Annotated in this window: 16 protein-coding genes, 1 tRNA gene and 3 pseudogenes; 17 read left to right on the top strand and 3 right to left on the bottom strand. The window is 54.1% G+C overall.

Annotated elements, in window-relative coordinates; genetic code table 11:
* Window positions 1–124: 124 nt before the first annotated feature.
* The 7 genes and pseudogenes from A0V43_RS13200 (at window position 125) to A0V43_RS13170 (ending at window position 6,656) form a co-directional block, all read left to right on the top strand.
* The gene (locus tag A0V43_RS13200; RefSeq protein ID WP_063193285.1) at window positions 125–1,597 is read left to right on the top strand and encodes a tetratricopeptide repeat protein; all 1,473 of its coding nucleotides are present in this window, start codon (window positions 125–127) and stop codon (window positions 1,595–1,597) included.
* A gap of 75 nt (window positions 1,598–1,672) precedes the next feature.
* A complete protein-coding gene (trxB, locus tag A0V43_RS13195; RefSeq protein ID WP_063193284.1) occupies window positions 1,673–2,629 on the top strand; it encodes a thioredoxin-disulfide reductase in 957 nt (318 codons plus the stop codon).
* 331 nt (window positions 2,630–2,960) lie between these two features.
* Window positions 2,961–3,437, top strand: a complete 477-nt coding sequence (locus tag A0V43_RS13190) for an NUDIX hydrolase (protein ID WP_014196721.1) — start codon at window positions 2,961–2,963, stop codon at window positions 3,435–3,437.
* Window positions 3,438–3,455: 18 nt separating this feature from the next.
* Complete coding sequence (rapZ, locus tag A0V43_RS13185) at window positions 3,456–4,352, top strand: RNase adapter RapZ (RefSeq protein ID WP_013146374.1); 897 nt, start codon at window positions 3,456–3,458, stop codon at window positions 4,350–4,352.
* A pseudogene (locus tag A0V43_RS13180) lies at window positions 4,349–5,301 on the top strand (gluconeogenesis factor YvcK family protein). Before rapZ ends, A0V43_RS13180 begins: the two are co-directional and overlap by 4 nt.
* A gap of 120 nt (window positions 5,302–5,421) precedes the next feature.
* Complete coding sequence (whiA, locus tag A0V43_RS13175; protein WP_011232534.1) at window positions 5,422–6,384, top strand: DNA-binding protein WhiA; 963 nt, start codon at window positions 5,422–5,424, stop codon at window positions 6,382–6,384.
* Window positions 6,385–6,398: 14 nt separating this feature from the next.
* On the top strand, window positions 6,399–6,656 hold the full coding sequence (locus A0V43_RS13170; protein WP_015375787.1) for an HPr family phosphocarrier protein: 258 nt from the start codon (window positions 6,399–6,401) through the stop codon (window positions 6,654–6,656).
* Between the two features lie 126 nt (window positions 6,657–6,782).
* On the opposite strand, the gene clpP is transcribed toward A0V43_RS13170, so the two are convergent.
* Window positions 6,783–7,373, bottom strand: coding sequence for an ATP-dependent Clp endopeptidase proteolytic subunit ClpP (clpP, locus tag A0V43_RS13165; RefSeq protein ID WP_011232532.1), 591 nt, complete (start codon window positions 7,371–7,373; stop codon window positions 6,783–6,785).
* A gap of 261 nt (window positions 7,374–7,634) precedes the next feature.
* Here clpP and A0V43_RS13160 point away from each other — a divergent pair.
* The 3 genes and pseudogenes from A0V43_RS13160 (at window position 7,635) to A0V43_RS19850 (ending at window position 9,846) form a co-directional block, all read left to right on the top strand.
* A pseudogene (locus tag A0V43_RS13160) lies at window positions 7,635–9,153 on the top strand (ISLre2 family transposase).
* A 239-nt stretch (window positions 9,154–9,392) separates the two neighbouring features.
* Window positions 9,393–9,464 (top strand) — tRNA-Arg (locus A0V43_RS13155).
* 229 nt (window positions 9,465–9,693) lie between these two features.
* On the top strand, window positions 9,694–9,846 hold the full coding sequence (locus A0V43_RS19850) for a hypothetical protein (protein WP_033012077.1): 153 nt from the start codon (window positions 9,694–9,696) through the stop codon (window positions 9,844–9,846).
* 123 nt (window positions 9,847–9,969) lie between these two features.
* Here A0V43_RS19850 and A0V43_RS13145 read toward each other — a convergent pair whose 3' ends face one another.
* Window positions 9,970–10,380 (bottom strand): type II toxin-antitoxin system HicB family antitoxin, encoded by a 411-nt coding sequence (locus A0V43_RS13145; RefSeq protein WP_033012079.1) that lies wholly within the window; start codon window positions 10,378–10,380, stop codon window positions 9,970–9,972.
* A 24-nt stretch (window positions 10,381–10,404) separates the two neighbouring features.
* Window positions 10,405–10,595: pseudogene (locus A0V43_RS19225) on the bottom strand (type II toxin-antitoxin system HicA family toxin).
* A 610-nt stretch (window positions 10,596–11,205) separates the two neighbouring features.
* Here A0V43_RS19225 and rpoN point away from each other — a divergent pair.
* The 7 genes from rpoN to gpmI all read left to right on the top strand — a co-directional run bounded on the left by rpoN (window position 11,206) and on the right by gpmI (window position 18,649).
* Window positions 11,206–12,513, top strand: a complete 1,308-nt coding sequence (gene rpoN / locus A0V43_RS13140) for an RNA polymerase factor sigma-54 (RefSeq protein WP_063193283.1) — start codon at window positions 11,206–11,208, stop codon at window positions 12,511–12,513.
* A gap of 34 nt (window positions 12,514–12,547) precedes the next feature.
* Window positions 12,548–12,793, top strand: coding sequence for a glutaredoxin family protein (locus A0V43_RS13135; RefSeq protein ID WP_063193282.1), 246 nt, complete (start codon window positions 12,548–12,550; stop codon window positions 12,791–12,793).
* 122 nt (window positions 12,794–12,915) lie between these two features.
* On the top strand, window positions 12,916–13,935 hold the full coding sequence (locus A0V43_RS13130; RefSeq protein ID WP_063193281.1) for a sugar-binding transcriptional regulator: 1,020 nt from the start codon (window positions 12,916–12,918) through the stop codon (window positions 13,933–13,935).
* Between the two features lie 43 nt (window positions 13,936–13,978).
* The gene (gene gap, locus A0V43_RS13125) at window positions 13,979–14,986 is read left to right on the top strand and encodes a type I glyceraldehyde-3-phosphate dehydrogenase (protein WP_011232528.1); all 1,008 of its coding nucleotides are present in this window, start codon (window positions 13,979–13,981) and stop codon (window positions 14,984–14,986) included.
* 127 nt (window positions 14,987–15,113) lie between these two features.
* Window positions 15,114–16,298: a phosphoglycerate kinase gene (locus A0V43_RS13120; RefSeq protein ID WP_063193280.1), complete on the top strand. Its 1,185-nt coding sequence runs from the start codon at window positions 15,114–15,116 to the stop codon at window positions 16,296–16,298.
* A gap of 61 nt (window positions 16,299–16,359) precedes the next feature.
* Window positions 16,360–17,121, top strand: coding sequence for a triose-phosphate isomerase (tpiA, locus tag A0V43_RS13115; RefSeq protein WP_063193279.1), 762 nt, complete (start codon window positions 16,360–16,362; stop codon window positions 17,119–17,121).
* Window positions 17,114–18,649: a 2,3-bisphosphoglycerate-independent phosphoglycerate mutase gene (gene gpmI / locus A0V43_RS13110; protein ID WP_063193278.1), complete on the top strand. Its 1,536-nt coding sequence runs from the start codon at window positions 17,114–17,116 to the stop codon at window positions 18,647–18,649. The genes tpiA and gpmI overlap by 8 nt, the downstream gene beginning before the upstream one ends.
* The last annotated feature ends 32 nt before the right edge of the window (window positions 18,650–18,681 follow it).

Raw genomic sequence — 18,681 nt, 5'->3', positions numbered from 1 at the left:
TCTGTCATTGCGCCGGCGTTCCTTTTTTGCACGGAAAAACCGCATTCCTAAAGTTTCTTGCTTGTTTTCGCCGCCGATATGGTATACTGTTGTTCGACGAATTTTACGGACGACGGAGGACAGAATGGGAAAACAACTGAAGCGATCATCACGAAAAGCGACGATTGTACCATTCATTCAAAGCGGAGATTACTTTTTTAAAAAAGGAATGAAAGCATACGACCGAGGCGATTTGGAAAAGGCGAGGAAATATTTGGAGCGCGCCGTTCGTTTGGATGAGCGCGACGCCTCATTCGCCTTGCAGCTCGCCCTTGTGCTGTCGGAGCTTGGTGAATATCAATTTTCCAATCAATGGCTGTTTAAAATTATCCATGATTTGGACGAAACGATGTACGACTGTTTGTATTTTTTGGCGAACAATTTCGCCTGCCTCGGCTTGTTTCGTGAAGCGAGGCAATACGCGGAGCGTTATTTGGCGCATGAGCCGGCCGGAGAGTTTGCCGACGATGCCGCTGACTTGCTTGAGCTGCTTCGGCTCGATGGCTCGGAATGGACGGAAGAAGAAGAGCAGCTGATGGTGCTGGAGGATCGGGCCCGCCGTTTGCTTGAGGAGGAGCGGTTTGCGGAAGCGATTGAAGCGCTTGAAGCGCTCGTCGCGCGCTATCCGGACGTTTGGTCGGCGCATAACAATTTGGCGCTTGCTTATTTTTACAGCGGCGATGTCGACAAAGCGAAACAGAAAGTGCGTGAAGTGCTCAAATGCGATCCCGGCAATTTGCATGCGCTTTGCAACGCGCTTGTCTTCGCCTATTACTTGCGTGAGGAAGAACAGGCGGTCGCGCTTTGCGAGACGCTGGCCGGTTTGTATCCGTTTTTTCGCGAGCATCAATACAAGCTCGGGGCGACGTTCGCGCTTGTCGGGCGGTTCGATCTGGCGTTCCGTTGGCTGCACCGTTTGTATAAACAAGGCTTTGACGGTGATGGGCCATTTTATTATTGGCTCGCTTGCGCTGCCTACTATACTGGCCATGAGTCGCTCGCTCGGCAAATGTGGGAGGTGCTTGCCACCCTTCATCCCGAAAAACGCGGTGAGGAGCCGTGGGCCGTTTCAGCGCCGGTGGATGAGGCGCTCATCCGCTTGATGGCTTGGCTGGAGGGCGACGAGCTGGCCGACCGTCTGTACGGATTGTACTTGTTCAGCCGCTCGCCGCAGGCGAAAGAGGCATCGATGTCGCTTGCGGTATGCCGCCTCTTGCCGTCCGATCCCCGTCTGCGCCCGTTTATCGACTGCTTTTTGTTCGGCTTAACCGATGGCCCGTCCGCTTGGGCGGCGAACATCGGCCGCATGGTCGATGCGCTTTCGGCGCATAATGAGGAAAAGGAAGCGCTCTGCCGCTTCGCCTTCGCGATGGCCGTCCATCCGTCGGCTGATCGCGAGCCATTTGCGAACGGAGCCGCGTGGGCGGCGGCGATCGAATACATGTGGCGCCGACAGCAAGGAGAGCGTGTGACGCAAAGAGAGATGGCGGCCAAATACGGCGTTTCGGCGGCGACGGTGCAAAAATACGTGCAAAAAGTGCGCCGGCTCTATACATGAGCAAATCAATAGACAGGGCGAATCGACTTCTATACGATGAAAATGGAAGGATTCTCAAGCGAGGGAGTGGACGGTGTGGCAGACGAAAAAATTTACGATGTCATTATTACCGGAGCCGGGCCGGCTGGGCTGACGGCGGCTGTCTATACATCGCGCGCCAATTTGTCGACGCTGATGATCGAGCGCGGCGTCCCGGGCGGGCAGATGGTCAACACTGAGGAAGTCGAGAACTATCCTGGCTTTGAAACGATTTTAGGCCCGGAATTGGCGACGAAAATGTTTGAGCATGCGAAAAAATTCGGCGCGGAGTACGCATACGGCGATGTGAAAGAAATCATCGATGGCGAGGCGTACAAAACGGTCATCGTCGGCGACAAAGAGTACAAGGCCCGCGCGGTCATCATCGCCACCGGAGCGGAATATAAAAAACTCGGCGTACCGGGTGAAGCGGAGCTCGGCGGCCGCGGCGTTTCGTACTGTGCGGTGTGCGACGGGGCGTTTTTCAAAGGGAAAGATTTGGTCGTCGTGGGCGGGGGCGACTCGGCGGTCGAAGAGGGCGTCTATTTGACGCGGTTTGCCAATAAAGTGACGATCGTTCACCGCCGCGACAAGCTGCGGGCGCAAAAAATTTTGCAAGACCGGGCGTTCGCCAATGAAAAAATTGATTTCATCTGGAACCATACGGTGAAACAAATCAACGAAAAGGACGGAAAAGTCGGCAGCGTGACGCTTGTGCATACGCAAACGGGCGAGGAGCGCGAATTTCCGTGCGACGGCGTTTTCATTTACATCGGGATGGTGCCGCTCTCGAAGCCGTTTGCCAATCTTGGCATCACGAATGAAAACGGCTATATCGTCACGAACGAAAAGATGGAGACGAAAGTGCCGGGAATTTTCGCCGCCGGTGATGTGCGGGAAAAAACGCTCCGGCAAATCGTGACGGCTACCGGCGACGGCAGCATCGCCGCGCAAAGCGCCCAGCATTACGTTGAGGAACTGAAAGAAAAGCTCCATAAGCAAGGGGTCAGCTGATCCGGTAACCAAATCGCAATCAAATCGTAATGGTTATTTAACCCAGATGTAACACGGGCGCAACACATTTGTCGTATGCTATAAGTAAGTAATTGACCCCCTTTTATATAGATCCTTTTTGGCGCGGGCGTTTGTCCGCGTCTCTTTTTTTGCCGGGCGCTTGCATCCTGCCGTTTCGCTTGAAACGGCGGGGATGGCGTCTTTCGGCTGGAAGCGGAATGTTGGGCCCCGAGGTTTTTGCAGACGGGAAGCGGACGGTTTCCAGCGGTTTGAAGGTGGAGCGGCCTAACTATTTATGGTAAAATAAAGATGATTATGTGCGTGTTTGCGGATGGTTGGGGTGAACGAATTGCAACGGGTGACAAACTGCGTATTATATAAAGACGGCCAAGTGCTGCTGTTGCAAAAGCCGAGGCGCGGCTGGTGGGTCGCTCCGGGCGGGAAAATGGAGCCCGGCGAGACGGTGCGCGAAGCATGCATTCGTGAATACCGGGAAGAGACGGGCATTTATTTGAAAAATCCAGAGCTGAAAGGCGTCTTTACGATCGTGATGAAAAATGGGAATGAAACAGTGTCGGAGTGGATGATGTTTACGTTTTTCGCCGACGACTTCATTGGCGAAAACGTGCCGTCTTCCGAAGAAGGGACGCTTGCTTGGCATCAGGTGGAGACGCTTTCGACGCTGCCGATGGCCCCTGGCGACTATCATATTTTGGACTACGCCTTGAAAGGCAAAGGGGTTATGTACGGGGTGTTTGTGTATACAGAGGAGTTTGAACTGCTTTCGTATCGGTTGGATCCGAGTTGATGGAGAGGAGAGACGACAATGGGGCAAAATGGGGCGCTGCAGCCGATTCAGCTCGTCATCATCACCGGCATGTCCGGCGCGGGAAAGACGGTGGCGATTCAAAGCTTCGAAGACCTCGGCTTTTTTTGTATTGACAACTTGCCGCCGACGCTGCTGCCGAAATTTTTGGAGCTCGTCAAAGAGTCCGGGAATAAAATGAACAAAGTCGCCCTTGTCATGGATTTGCGCAGCCGCGATTTTTTCGATCATTTGTTCGCTGCGCTCGATGAGTTGGCTGAGCAGGCATGGGTCGTCCCCCAGGTGTTGTTTTTGGACGCCCAAGATTCGACATTGGTGGCCCGCTACAAAGAAACGCGGCGGACGCATCCGCTTGCGCCGAACGAGCCCCCGCTTGAAGGAATCCGTTTGGAGCGGAAGCTGCTCGAAGAACTGAAAGGACGGGCGCAGATCATTTACGATACGACGGGGCTCAAGCCGCGCGAGCTGCGGGAGAAAATCATCCGCCAGTTCTCATCGCATGCTCAATCCGGGTTTACCATCAACGTCATGTCGTTTGGATTTAAGTACGGCATTCCGATTGATGCGGATTTGGTGTTTGACGTCCGCTTTTTGCCGAACCCGCATTACATTGAACATATGCGGCCGAAAACCGGGTTGGACGATGACGTATCGTCCTACGTGCTCAAGTGGGGGGAAACGCAAAAGTTTTTGGAAAAGCTCATTGATTTGTTGTCGTTTATGTTGCCGTATTACCAGCGAGAAGGAAAAAGCCAGCTGGTGATCGCCATCGGCTGCACGGGCGGCCAGCACCGTTCGGTGGCGCTCGCAGAATATATCGCCCGCCATTTTTCGGCCGACTATAAAACGGTTGTCTCGCACCGGGACATGGAGAGGAGAAAGGACATACACCGATGAGGAACGAACGAGCAGCGAAACTGGTCGTCATCGGCGGCGGCACCGGGCTTCCCGTGCTGCTGAGGGGCTGAAGCAGCATGAATTGGATTTGACCGCCATTGTCACGGTCGCCGATGACGGCGGAAGTTCCGGGCGGCTGCGGGATGAACTGCACATTCCGCCGCCCGGGGATGTCCGCAACGTATTGGCCGCGCTGTCTGACGTCGAACCGCTCATTGTCGAGCTGTTCCAGCACCGTTTTCAAAACGGCAACGGCTTATCCGGCCATTCGCTCGGCAATTTGATTTTGGCGGCGCTCACATCGATCACCGGCGACTTTGTGAAAGCCATCCGTGAGATGAGCAAAGTGTTGAACGTGCGCGGCCAGGTGCTGCCGGCGGCGAACAAGAGCGTCGTATTGCACGCGGAGATGGAAGATGGTTCCATTGTCTCTGGCGAGTCAAAAATCCCGAGTGCGGAAAAAAAAATTAAGAGGGTGTTTTTAACGCCGGAAGACATTGAGCCGCTGCCGGAGACGGTTGATGCCATCCGCCGCGCCGATTTGATTGTCATCGGGCCGGGGAGCCTATACACGAGCATCTTGCCGAATTTGCTCGTGCCGAAAATCGGGCAGGAAGTATGCAAGGCGAAAGCGAAAAAAGTCTATATATGCAACATTATGACTCAGGCCGGCGAGACGCCGCACTATACGGTGAGCGACCATGTGGAGGCGCTTCATGCTCATCTTGGCGGCCCGTTTTTGGACGCGGTGATCATCAACAGCGGAGCGATCCCGGAAGCGATCCGCCGCCGCTACGAGGCGGAGCGGGCCGAGCCGGTGCGTGACGACAGCAGCGGGCTTTCGTTGCAAGTCATCCGCGACGATATTGTCACGTACGAGGATGGGGTCATTCGCCATAATACGGCGAAAGTCGCCGCCCTTCTTCTCGGGCTTCTCCCTCACCGTTAAAGGCGGGACCCGAGTAGGCCGCAAAGCGCCATTATGGGCGGTGATGCTCCCGATGGCCGCGCCGAAAGTCAGGCACCTCCAACCGGCCGGATGCGGGGAACGAATGGAGGTGGAGCGATCGTGTCTTTTGCATCGGAAACGAAAAAGGAATTGACCCATTTAGAGGTGAAGCCTTGCTGCTTGCGCGCCGAGCTGTCGGCGCTTTTGCGCATGAATGGTTCGCTGTCGTTTTCCGGCGGGCGAATGGCCATCGATGTCCAGACGGAAAATGCGGCGATCGCTCGGCGCATTTATACGCTGCTGAAAAAAGGGTATGATGTCGCCGTCGAGCTGTTTGTCCGCAAGAAAATGCGCTTGAAAAAAAACAACGTCTACATCGTCCGCGTGACCGACGGTGCGGCCTCTTTGCTTCGTGAACTTCACATTGTCAACGGCGATTTTTCGCTCATCCATGACATTTCCCCGGAGCTCGTCAAGAAAAAATGCTGCAAGCGCTCGTATTTGCGCGGCGCATTTTTGGCCGGCGGTTCGGTCAACAACCCGGAGACGTCGTCCTACCATTTGGAAATTTTTTCGCTGTATGAGGAGCATAATCGGGCGTTATGCGAATTGATGAACAGCCACTTTTTTTTAAATGCGAAAACGTTGGAACGGAAAAAGGGGTTTATTACGTATTTAAAAGAGGCGGAAAAAATCGCCGAGTTTTTGAACATCATCGGCGCCCATCAAGCGCTGCTCCGCTTTGAGGACATTCGCATCGTCCGCGACATGCGCAACTCGGTCAACCGGCTTGTCAATTGCGAGACCGCCAATTTGAACAAAACGATCGGCGCTGCGCTTCGCCAGGTGGAGAACATCCGCTACATCGACGAGACGATCGGCCTTGATTCACTGCCGGCCAAGCTGCGGGAAATCGCGAAGCTTCGCATCGAGCATCAAGACGTGACGCTGAAAGAGCTCGGCGAGATGGTTGCTGGTGGAAAAATCAGCAAATCCGGCATCAACCACCGGCTGCGCAAAATTGATGAGATCGCGGAGCGGCTGCGGGCTGGAAAGCCGGTCGATTTCCATAAATCGCTGTAAAGGGGAGATGGAGAATGGTGGAAAAACAAGTGGAAGTGAAATTAAAAACCGGGCTGCAGGCGCGCCCGGCGGCGTTGTTCGTCCAAGAAGCGAACCGTTTTTCCGCTGATGTGTTTTTGGAAAAAGATGGAAAACGGGTCAACGCGAAAAGCATTATGGGCTTGATGAGCCTCGCTGTCGGCCATGGAGCGGTGATCACGCTCATTGCCGACGGTCCGGATGAGCAAGAAGCGATCGAAAAGCTCGCCGCCTATGTGCAAAAGGAAAAGTAAAGCAGCATGTGGGGCTGGCGGGGAAAGGAATGGAAAAGGCTGCTCCGTTTTGGACGGAAGCAGCCTTTTTTCGTCAATGTCGGTGCAGGCGCAGCTCTATAGCGGTTCTGCCAACGTGTGCATGTCTTATTTTTCATCAGCGCGCGTCAGCACGCGGTCAATGATGCCGTATTCCATCGCTTTTTGCGCGGTCATAAAGTTGTCGCGATCCGTATCGCGCTCGATCACTTCGATCGGTTGGCCGGTGTTTTCCGATAAAATGCGGTTCAATTTGTCGCGCAAGAACAAAATGCGCTTCGCTGCGATTTCGATTTCCGTTGCTTGCCCTTGGGCGCCGCCGAGCGGTTGGTGGATCATGATTTCACTGTTTGGCAAGGCGAACCGTTTCCCTTTCGCACCGGCGGCAAGCAAAAACGCCCCCATGGAAGCGGCCATGCCGATGCAAATCGTCGATACGTCCGGTTTGATGAACTGCATCGTGTCGTAAATCGCCAGGCCAGCTGTGATCGAGCCGCCCGGGCTGTTGATGTACAAGGAAATATCTTTGTCCGGGTCTTCCGCCGCCAAAAACAGCAGCTGCGACACGATCGAGTTGGCCACTTGGTCGTCGATCGGGCTGCCAAGGAACACGATTCGGTCTTTCAATAAGCGCGAATAAATGTCGTACGCCCGCTCCCCGCGGTTCGTCTGTTCAATGACAGTCGGAATCAAATACATCAAAAACGCCTCCTTTTCCATCCTAATGGATCAATATGTACGCTTTAATCATACAGGCATGGTCAATGAAGGTCAAACAAAACGACCTTCCCCATCCTTTATAACATATTCGCGGCTGGCGGCAAACATCCCTTTTTTCATCATAACCGCTTTTTCGTTTTTTTAACCTGTTGCCCCGTTGATGGGGGAAGGAACAAAGGTGCAATTTTTCCTGCTTTTGATGGCATGTGTGAGTAAAATATTTGTGGGTGACATTCCGAAATGATCCCCGACGAGGGTTGCGAACTTTTGTTCGCGACGCTCGTCGGGGCCACCAAGCGAAGCGCGGTAGAACAAGCAAATGTCATGCAAAAAGGACTCTCTCCCTGCTATGATGGTGATTGTCAACATCAACCGAAAACAGGAGGGAGAGAGTCCATGAAACATCTTACCACAGAATGGCCTTTATTAAAAGAGTTGGAGGAACAATTGTTGAGAACTCTTCAAAAGGTGTTCGCTGTCTTGTTGGCGGCCCTTTTGGAGGAGATCGATCAACAACTGGCGGAAGCGCGGGACAAGCGCCGGTATCAGCTGAAAGACAAACGGCCGACTACGATCCAAACGCTGTTTGGGGAAGTGACGTTCCGACGGAACTACTACTATGATCGACAAACGGGGGCGTATACGTTCTTGCTGGATGCCGAACTGGGCTTTGATGGAGCGCAGTCGATCAGCCCTTGCCTCGAGGAAACGGCGGTCGAGTTGGCCGTCGAGTGCTCTTCCTACCGCAAAGCGGCTCGCACGCTGGAGTCGATCGTGGGGTATGCGGTCCTCAGCCACGAGGCGATTCGCCAACTGGTGCTGGAGGCCCCTGTCTCGCTGCATCACCCTGTTTCCAAACGGCACGGCCGGGTGCTGTTTGTGGAGGCCGATGGACTGTTTATTTCCCGCCAGGGGAAAGGGAAACGGGCGAAAGAAGAGAAAATCCTGGCGGTTCACGAGGGATGGAGACGAAACGGGTCGCAGCTTGAGCTGGTGAACCGGCGCCACTACCTCCATGAAGGGACGGGGACGTGTGGGAACAGTTTGAGGAGTGGCTGATGAAGGAATATGCCTATGATCCGTGCCAAGACCTGTTGGTCATCAACGGCGACGCGGCGTCGTGGATCACGGCCTGCCGGGAGTATTTTGGGAAGCGGGCGTGCTTTCAGCTGGATCGATTTCATGTGGCGCGGGAGCTGCGTCAGTGTCTGTCCGGCCATCCGCGTTGGCGGGAGGTGCGGAAGAAGCTGGCGAAACAAGATGAAGAAGGGCTTCTCGTAGAGCTGAACAGCGCGGTCGGCACGTTGGAGGACGAAGCGAAAGAGAAGCAGCTGGCTGCCATGATCCGCCGGATCGAGTCGATGCCGGGATGCATCCGGGACTATCGGGGTGGCTGTCGGAGCAAGGGGTGGAGACGACCGGCATGCGTCCGATGGGCCATGCGGAGAGTGTGATGAGCCGGTTTGCGCATCGGGTGAAATCCCGCCGCAGCTGGAAAGACCAAGGGCTTCGGGCGTTTCTGAGGGCGATGGCAGCCCGAATCGACGGGATCGGGTGGAGAAAGGGACGGTGGGAGGAGCAAGAGCCCCAGTCGACCGTCTCGGCCTCAACAAAGTCCAAGCGGATCGAACAGGCCAAACGGAAGGCCGGACAGTTGTGGGCGGATGTGGTGCGTCAGAATATACCGTGTCTGCAACAGTCATCCGGGACGCCGATCCATCAAGCGTTGTCGGCGCTCCGGGATGGTGGTTGGGTGTAAAAAAATGGAATATCGTATCATCGTCTCAAGATGAGGGATGAGAGTCCGAAAGCGCTTACGATATGAATTCCTGAAAATGGTTCGCTAACTAGTGATTGACAACGCCCGTAGTGAATCGAAAAAATGTTCTCCACAAAGTCTTGACTGACTCTGATGGCATTTTTCCTCTTGCATTTTTGCGCGATCCTGCTATAATAGAACATGCGACGGAACGAAATAGAGAAATAATGAAACGATATGCCCTCGTAGTGTAGTGGATAGCACGAGAGATTCCGGTTCTCTTAGCGTGGGTTCGAATCCTGCCGAGGGCGCTACTTGTATCCGACCTGTTCGGATCGGAATTCCTAAACTCCTTGATACGACCGCGTTTGCGGTCGTTTTTCATTTTTGGGGAATCCCGAAAAAAACGATAGAATCCGAAAAAATTTTGCACGGCTATTTGGTACAATCCAGTTCCGCCATCGCGAGATCGACCTGCCGGGATTCTTTTTGTTCCATCTCATCTAAAATATGCGAGTACGTTTGCAGAGTAGTGACAATATGGCGGAACGGGAAACGAGTTTGGAGCAGCTGGCTTCGATTCGGTTTCGCCAACCGTCGATCACGATTCGGACCTTGTCCGCAGACAAAGCGTATGGCGCCACGGAGTATCTGGAAGCGCTCTTTCTTCATCCAGACTACAGTTGCAAATGATTTGTGTACCTCTTCAAGTGGTGTTCAGACAATGATTGAACGGTCGGAGAAAAAATAAAAAAAACGTATAAACGAAAGCCTCTTCTGCTGCCTTTGCGAGTGAAGAGGCTTTTTATAATGTATTTATCGGTCGGTAGCGCCAAGATGCTTCTTTAATGCTTCTTGAAGAATTTGGGAGTAGTTCACGTTATGTTCTTTCGCTAGATCATCAAGCCATTTCGGGATAGTCAACGTCTTTTTAACGGCTCTGTTTTCCATTTCATGTCTAAAAGGTGGCATCCATACCTCGATGAACACGATTACTTGATTGTTTTCTGTTTGAATTTCCGATACTTTTGAAGGCTCAGGAATCTCTTCATTTTCCTGTTCCAAGCCGTATAAGTGTAATGCCATCGCCTCTTTAGCCATTTTAAAAGCGTCTTCTTCTGTATCTCCGCAAGTAAAGCAGCCAGGAAGATCAGGAAACTCAACAGATATTCCATCGCTGCTGTAATCGAAAATAGCTGGATAAATATAGCGGTCTTTTTTGTGCATATATGTTAACCTCCTTTAGGGGGCTTATAATAGTCCCGCCTGTTTGAGTATGCTTTTTACTGTTTTGATCGGTAAGTTTTTCTTTGGATGGGGATGGTTACTAGTCCAGGTTTACTGGGATGTTTAAACTGATGATGACTGCCACTTGTTCTTACTATGTACCACCCATCTTGTTGTATGATTTTTATTAATTCCTTTGAAGAGTAACTCTTCATTTCCCTCCCTCCTTAATTACATTATAACACGTATTTTAACACGTATAAACAGTTTTTAATCAATTTTTTGTTTTTTGTCGTGTAAATGCCACTAATAAGTGAAAGGTGCAAACCGAATCCTCCTTCCGTTGCGTCACCCGATTGGGCGGCGTTTTTTATTTAGGTGAGGTGATACACGTGTAGAAGTTGCACGAGGTATTGAACGATAACAAAAGCTAAACCACATGAAGAAAAAGGACAGAATGACCTGGGGCGACTGGATGGAGATCATGGGGTCCGGCGCGATACGTATAAACGAGTGCGCGGGGCGGTGAGGAGGAAATGGGAAGGAATAAAGACCCTTAGGTTAAAAAACATATACTTGGTGTATGGTTATAATCCTGCCGAGGCAAAACAGCCGCCTAGGAGGCTGTTTTTCTTTTAGATCAGCAGCGGACGCGCCGCTTTCCTCGAGAGGGTTCCCAAATCAAGGGCTCGGGCGGGGCATTGGGTTTTTTCGTCTGAACAGGCGCCGGTTCGGGCGGTCGCCAAGGCCGCTTTCCGCCGTCAAAAATTTCTCCTACCCCCTCCCGCTCCCGTCGTGTACAATAAAAGAAAGGGAGGCGTGACGATGAGGGCGGAGTTATGGCAAGAGCAGCGGCTGCAGTTGTCGCTGACAAAGGAACTTGTGCAGGCGATTGAACTGTTGCAATATTCTGCAGTGGATTTGGAAGCGTTTTTATATGAACAGTCGCTGGAAAACCCGTTTTTGGAAATTCGCCGCACCCGGGTGCGGCAACGGCCAAGCCGGACAGAAAGAGACCAAAAGCAATGGCTCGAGAACATTGGCGCCCGCGCAGAGACGCTTGTTGGCCATTTGCTTTCTCAGCTGCCTGCGTTAAAGCTCGGTGATCGGGGAGAGCGCATCGTCCGTTATCTCATTGCCTCGCTCGATGAGGACGGTTATTTGCGCGTGCCGCTTGCCGAGCTGGCGGCGCGGTTTTCCGCATCGGAACAAGAGATGGAACGGGGGCTGCGCCTTGTGCAGTCGCTCGACCCGCCGGGAGTCGGCGCCCGCGATTTGGCGGAATGCCTCTTGCTGCAGCTTGAACGTCTTCCTGAGCGCGACGAGCTGGCGGAAACGATCGTCCGTTATCATTTTGTTCCTTTTGCGGAAAAGTCGTGGAAAACGCTGGCCAAGCAGCTTGGCGTCAGCCTTGGCGAACTGCAGCGCGTCTTCGAGCTCATTCGCACACTCGAGCCGCGGCCGGGCATTCACTATTCGAGCGAAACGCCGCCTTTGGTCGTGCCGGATGTCATCGTCACCCGCGGGGCGGATGGAGACTGGATGGCCGCCTATAATGATGACATCCATCCGGAGCTCGGATGGAATCGGGATTACGAGCGGCGCATCGCTGCATCCGGCGACCGGCATGCCGAACAGTTTATCAAAGAAAAATATCGGCAGTTTACATGGCTCGCAAAAAGCCTAGAGCAGCGAAAACAGACGCTTCTGCATTTAATGGCTGTCATCATCGACCGCCAGCGCTCGTGTTTGGAGTTTGGGCTTTCGGCGCTCAAGCCGATGACGATGCGCGAGGTGGCCGAGGAGCTCGGCGTTCATGAATCGACGGTGAGCCGCGCGGTCCGGCATAAATATGTGCAAACGCCGTTTGGCACCGTGGAGCTGCGCCGCTTCTTTTCGAACGCCGCGACGGCCGCAGGAGATGAAGCGGCCTCGTCCGCCCGCGTGAAAGCGATCATGGAGGCCCTTATTTCCGAGGAAGATCGGCGGGCGCCGCTGTCTGACCAACAGCTTGCTGATTTGCTTCGCGATCGATACGGCATCGCCATTTCGCGCCGCACGGTCGCCAAATACCGCGAGCAGCTGCGCATCCCGTCTTCGGCAAAGCGGAGGCAATATATCGGCCTGCCATAAACGGAAACTGCTGTAGAAAGAGAGGAAGAAATGAATGCATATCCGATTGTATACGAAAACCAATTGTCCGCTCTGCGACAAAGCGAAAGCCGTTTTGACGGAACTGCTGGCGGATTATTTGTTTACGCTGGAAGAAATTGATATTTACAAAGATGATGAACTGCTGGAAAAATATCAGCTGATGATCCCGGTTGTGGAATTGGATGGCGAAGTCATCGGTTACGGAGCGATTGAAAAAGAAGCGGTGAAAAAACGGTTGCGGCGGACGCAAAACAGTTGAACGGCTATCGTCCTCCTGCTATAATGAAACTGACGCGGGAGGAATTTTTTATGGAAAAGCGGGACATAATATGTCATACCGGGACAATAAATGTCCCTATGTTTCGCTGAGGAGAAGGATCGATGGAACCGTTAGTAGAGGCGTTGAAAAAATTATCGCCCGACTTGCTTGACGTTATGCACAAACGATACGAAATTTTGCACTCCATTTCACTCATGGCGCCGATCGGGCGGCGGGCGCTGGCGGCGAGCCTCGGCATGAGCGAGCGGGTTCTCCGGTCGGAAACAGAATTTTTGAAAGGACAAAACTTGCTTTCCGCCGATGTGTCGGGCATGCGGTTGACGGAGGAAGGCCAGGCGCTCCTTCATACGCTCAATGATTTGATGCGGGAAGCGCTCGGGCTCAAAGAGCTGGAAGCCGCGCTGCAGGAGCAGCTCGGCATTCCGCGCGTGATTGTCGTTGCCGGGGATAGCGACCGTTCCCCTTGGGTAAAAAAAGAAATGGGTAGAGCGTGTGTCGCCTGCATGAAGGAGCTGCTTGAGCCCGGGGACATCGTCGCCGTGGCCGGCGGAACGACGATGGCGGCGGTCGCGGAGATGATGACTCCGGATTCGAAGCTTCGCGATGTGTTGTTCGTGCCGGCGCGCGGAGGCCTTGGCGAAGATGTCGAGAATCAGGCGAACACGATTTGTGCGAAAATGGCGGAAAAAGCGATGGGCCGCTATCGGTTGCTGCACGTGCCTGACCAGCTGAGCGATGAAGCGTACGCGTCGCTTGTCGAAGAGCCGGCGGTGAAAGAAGTGCTTGAGCTCATCCAATCATGCCGCATGGTCGTCCATGGCATCGGTGAAGCGGTGACGATGGCCAAGCGGCGGAAGACACCGCCTGTGGAGATGGAGAAAATCATCGCCCGCCATGCGGTCGCCGAGGCGTTCGGCTACTATTTCAACGAGTACGGCGACGTCGTCCATAAAGTGAAAACGGTCGGCATTCAACTTGAACACCTCCCGCATGTCGAGCATGTCATCGCCGTCGCCGGAGGGGCGTCGAAGGCGAAAGCCATTCGCGCGTATATGAAACGGGCGCCGCACTCGCTATTGGTGACGGACGAAGGAGCCGCAAAAGCGTTCGTAGGGGAGTAATCTCCCTTGCTGATACAATCCAATCGCAAGGAGGAAAATTAAGATGGCAGTCAAAGTGGGAATCAACGGATTTGGCCGCATCGGACGCAACGTCTTCCGCGCGGCATTGAAAAACCCGGACATTGAAGTGGTGGCGGTGAACGATTTAACGGATGCGAATACGCTTGCTCATTTGTTGAAGTACGACTCCGTCCATGGCCGTCTGGATGCCGAAGTGTCGGTGAACGGCAACAACTTGGTCGTCAACGGCAAAGAAATCATCGTCAAGGCGGAACGCGATCCGGCGAACTTGGCGTGGGGCGAGATCGGCGTTGACATCGTCGTTGAGTCGACCGGCCGCTTCACGAAACGCGAAGACGCCGCCAAACATTTGGAAGCGGGTGCGAAAAAAGTGATCATTTCCGCGCCGGCGAAAGACGAGGATATTACGATCGTCATGGGCGTCAACCAAGACAAATACGATCCGAAAGCCCATCATGTCATCTCGAACGCTTCGTGCACGACGAACTGCTTGGCGCCGTTTGCCAAAGTGCTGCATGAAAAATTCGGCATCGTCCGCGGCATGATGACGACCGTTCACTCGTACACGAACGACCAACAAATTTTGGACTTGCCGCATAAAGATTTGCGCCGGGCTCGCGCGGCCGCGGAATCGATCATTCCGACGACGACCGGGGCGGCGAAAGCTGTTGCGCTTGTCTTGCCGGAATTGAAAGGCAAATTGAACGGCATGGCAATGCGTGTGCCGACGCCGAACGTATCAGTTGTCGACTTGGTGGCGGAATTGGAAAAAGAAGTGACGGTCGAAGAAGTGAATGCCGCGTTGAAAGCAGCAGCGGAAGGCGAACTGAAAGGCATTTTGGCCTACAGCGAAGAACCGCTCGTGTCGCGCGACTACAACGGCAGCACCGCTTCGTCGACGATCGACGCGCTGTCGACAATGGTCATTGAAGGCAAAATGGTGAAAGTCGTTTCGTGGTATGACAACGAAACGGGCTATTCGCACCGCGTCGTCGACTTGGCCGCCTACATCGCCTCGAAAGGGCTGTAAAACCAGCTTGGCGTTGAGTTTTCCATCCGTTCAAGTCTATAATAGGAAAATGGAGGGGAGCGGGGAAATGATCCCCACTCCTTTTCCTTTTCCTTTTCCAACACCATCGTTGAAGGGGGCTAGAACGATGAACAAGAAGACGATCCGTGACGTTGAGGTGAGGGGAAAGCGCGTCTTTTGCCGCGTCGATTTCAACGTTCCGATGGAGCAAGGCGCCATCACCGATGACACGCGCATTCGCGCCGCACTCCCGACGATCCGCTATTTGATCGAGCACGGGGCGAAAGTCATTTTGGCGAGCCACCTCGGCCGCCCGAAAGGAAAAGTGGTCGAAGAATTGCGTTTGGATGCCGTTGCCAAGCGGCTCGGCGAGCTGCTTGAACGCCCGGTCGTGAAAACGAATGAAGCGATCGGCGATGAGGTGAAGGCGGCGGTCGACCGTTTGAACGAAGGCGATGTGCTCTTGCTTGAGAACGTCCGTTTTTACCCTGGCGAAGAGAAGAATGATCCAGCGCTGGCCAAAGCGTTTGCGGAGCTCGCGGATCTATATGTCAACGATGCGTTCGGCGCCGCCCATCGCGCCCATGCGTCGACGGAAGGCATCGCCCATTACTTGCCGGCGGTAGCTGGGTTTTTGATGGAAAAAGAACTCGAAGTGCTCGGCAAGGCGCTTTCGAATCCGGACCGCCCGTTTACAGCGATCATCGGCGGTGCGAAAGTGAAAGACAAAATCGGCGTCATCGACAATTTGCTTGAAAAAGTCGACAACTTGATCATCGGCGGCGGACTGGCGTATACGTTCGTCAAAGCGCTCGGCCATGACGTCGGCAAGTCGCTGCTTGAGGAGGACAAAATCGAACTCGCCAAATCGTTTATGGAAAAGGCGAAAGAAAAAGGCGTCCGTTTTTATATGCCGGTGGACGTGGTCGTCGCGGACCGGTTTGCGAACGACGCCAACACGAAAGTCGTGCCGATTGACGCCATTCCGAGCGATTGGGAGGCGCTTGACATCGGCCCGAAAACGCGCGAATTGTACCGCGATGTCATTCGCGGGTCGAAGCTCGTTGTCTGGAACGGCCCGATGGGCGTCTTTGAAATGGAGGCGTTCGCCCATGGGACAAAAGCCGTCGCCCAAGCACTGGCGGAAGCGCCCGATACTTATTCGGTCATCGGCGGCGGGGATTCGGCGGCGGCGGTTGAGAAATTCGGTTTGGCCGACAAAATGGATCATATTTCCACCGGTGGCGGCGCGTCGCTTGAGTTTATGGAAGGAAAACAGCTCCCAGGGGTTGTGGCGTTAAACGACAAATGACTTATCGCGTCCAATGGCGCGAATGGCGGCAGACGCCGCTTAGCGAAAGGAAAGGTGAACGATGAGAAAACCGATCATTGCAGGCAACTGGAAAATGCATAAAACATTGGCGGAAGCTGTTCAGTTTGTCGAGGAAGTGAAAGGGCTTGTACCGCCGAGAGCGGAAGTCGATTCCGTCGTTTGCGCGCCGTTTTTGTTTTTGGATCGGTTGGTGCAAAATACAAACGGCACCGATTTGCAAATCGGGGCGCAAAACATGCATTTTGCCGACCAAGGGGCGTACACCGGCGAAGTGAGCCCGGTCATGCTGAAAGACCTCGGCGTCACGTACGTCATCCTCGGCCATTCGGAGCGCCGGCAGATGTTTGCGGAGACGGATGAGACCGTCAATAAAAAAGTATTGGCGGCTTTCACCCGCGGCTTGACGCCGATTGTTTGCTGCGGTGAGACGTTGGAAGAACGGGAAGCGGGGCAGACGAACGCCGTTGTCGCCTCGCAAGTGGAAAAAGCGCTCGCGGGATTGACGCCGGATCAAGTGAAGGAAGCGGTCATCGCTTACGAGCCGATTTGGGCGATCGGCACGGGCAAATCGTCGACGGCGGAAGATGCGAACGACGTGTGCGGCCATATTCGTTCGGTCGTCTCGCGTTTGTTTGGCCCGGAAGCGGCGGAAGCGATCCGCATCCAATACGGCGGCAGCGTCAAACCGGACAACATCCGCGACTTTTTGGCGCAAGAACAGATCGACGGCGCCTTAGTCGGCGGGGCGAGCCTCGAGCCGGCTTCATTCCTGCAATTGGTGGAGGCGGGGCGCCATGAGTAAACGACCGGTTGCGCTCATCATTTTGGACGGGTTTGCGCTGCGCGAGGAAACGTACGGCAATGCGGTCGCTCAGGCGAATAAACCGAATTTTGACCGCTATTGGAACGAATACCCGCACACAACGCTCAAGGCATGCGGCGAGGCGGTCGGGCTTCCGGAAGGGCAGATGGGCAACTCCGAGGTCGGACACTTGAACATCGGCGCCGGGCGCATTGTATACCAAAGCTTAACGCGAGTCAACATCGCCATTCGCGAAGGCGAGTTTGACCGGAATGAAACGTTTTTGGCGGCGATGAACCATGTGAAAGAGCATGGGACGAGCTTGCATTTGTTTGGTCTGCTGTCCGACGGCGGGGTGCACAGCCATATTCACCATTTGTACGCCCTCTTGCGCTTAGCGGCGAAAGAAGGCGTGAAGCGTGTGTACATCCACGGCTTTTTGGACGGCCGCGACGTCGGCCCGCAAACGGCGCCGCAATACATTAAAGAACTGCAGGAAAAAATTAAGGAGTACGGCGTCGGCGAAATCGCGACGTTATCGGGCCGCTACTACTCGATGGACCGCGACAAGCGGTGGGACCGCGTCGAAAAGGCGTATCGGGCCATGGTATACGGCGAAGGCCCGACGTACCGCGATCCACTTGAATGCATTGAAGACTCATACAAGCATGGCATTTACGACGAATTCGTCCTGCCGTCGGTCATCGTTCGCGAAGACGGCCGGCCGGTGGCGACGATTCAAGACAACGACGCGATTATTTTCTACAACTTCCGCCCCGACCGGGCGATTCAAATTTCGAACACGTTTACGAACGAAGATTTCCGCGAGTTTGACCGCGGCCCGAAACATCCGAAGCATTTGTTCTTTGTCTGCTTGACGCATTTCAGCGAAACGGTGAAAGGCTATGTCGCCTTCAAGCCGACGAACTTGGACAACACGCTCGGCGAAGTGCTGTCGCAGCACGGACTGCGCCAACTGCGCATCGCCGAGACGGAAAAATATCCGCACGTGACGTTTTTTATGAGCGGCGGCCGCGAAGAGAAATTTCCAGGCGAAGACCGGATTTTGATCAACTCGCCGAAAGTGGCGACGTACGACTTAAAGCCGGAAATGAGCGCCTATGAAGTGACCGATGCGCTCCTCAAGGAAATTGAAGCTGATAAGTACGATGCGATCATTTTGAACTACGCTAACCCAGATATGGTCGGCCACTCCGGCAAGCTCGAGCCGACGATCAAGGCGGTGGAGGCCGTGGACGAATGCCTCGGCAAAGTCGTCGACGCCATTTTGGCCAAAGGCGGCATCGCCATCATCACCGCCGACCACGGCAACGCCGATGAAGTGCTGACGCCGGACGGCAAGCCGCAAACGGCGCATACAACGAATCCGGTGCCGGTCATCGTGACGAAAAAGGGCATCAAGCTGAGAGACGGCGGCATCTTAGGCGATTTGGCGCCGACGATGCTTGATTTGCTCGGTTTGCCGCAGCCGAACGAAATGACCGGGAAATCGTTGATTGTCAAATAACGATGATCTTGAGAAAACGATACGAAAAGGAG

Source organism: Geobacillus sp. JS12, from assembly GCF_001592395.1.
GTDB lineage: Bacteria > Bacillota > Bacilli > Bacillales > Anoxybacillaceae > Geobacillus > Geobacillus zalihae.
Note: the sequence above shows the minus strand (reverse complement) of the source record. Positions and strands in the feature narration are given on the sequence as shown.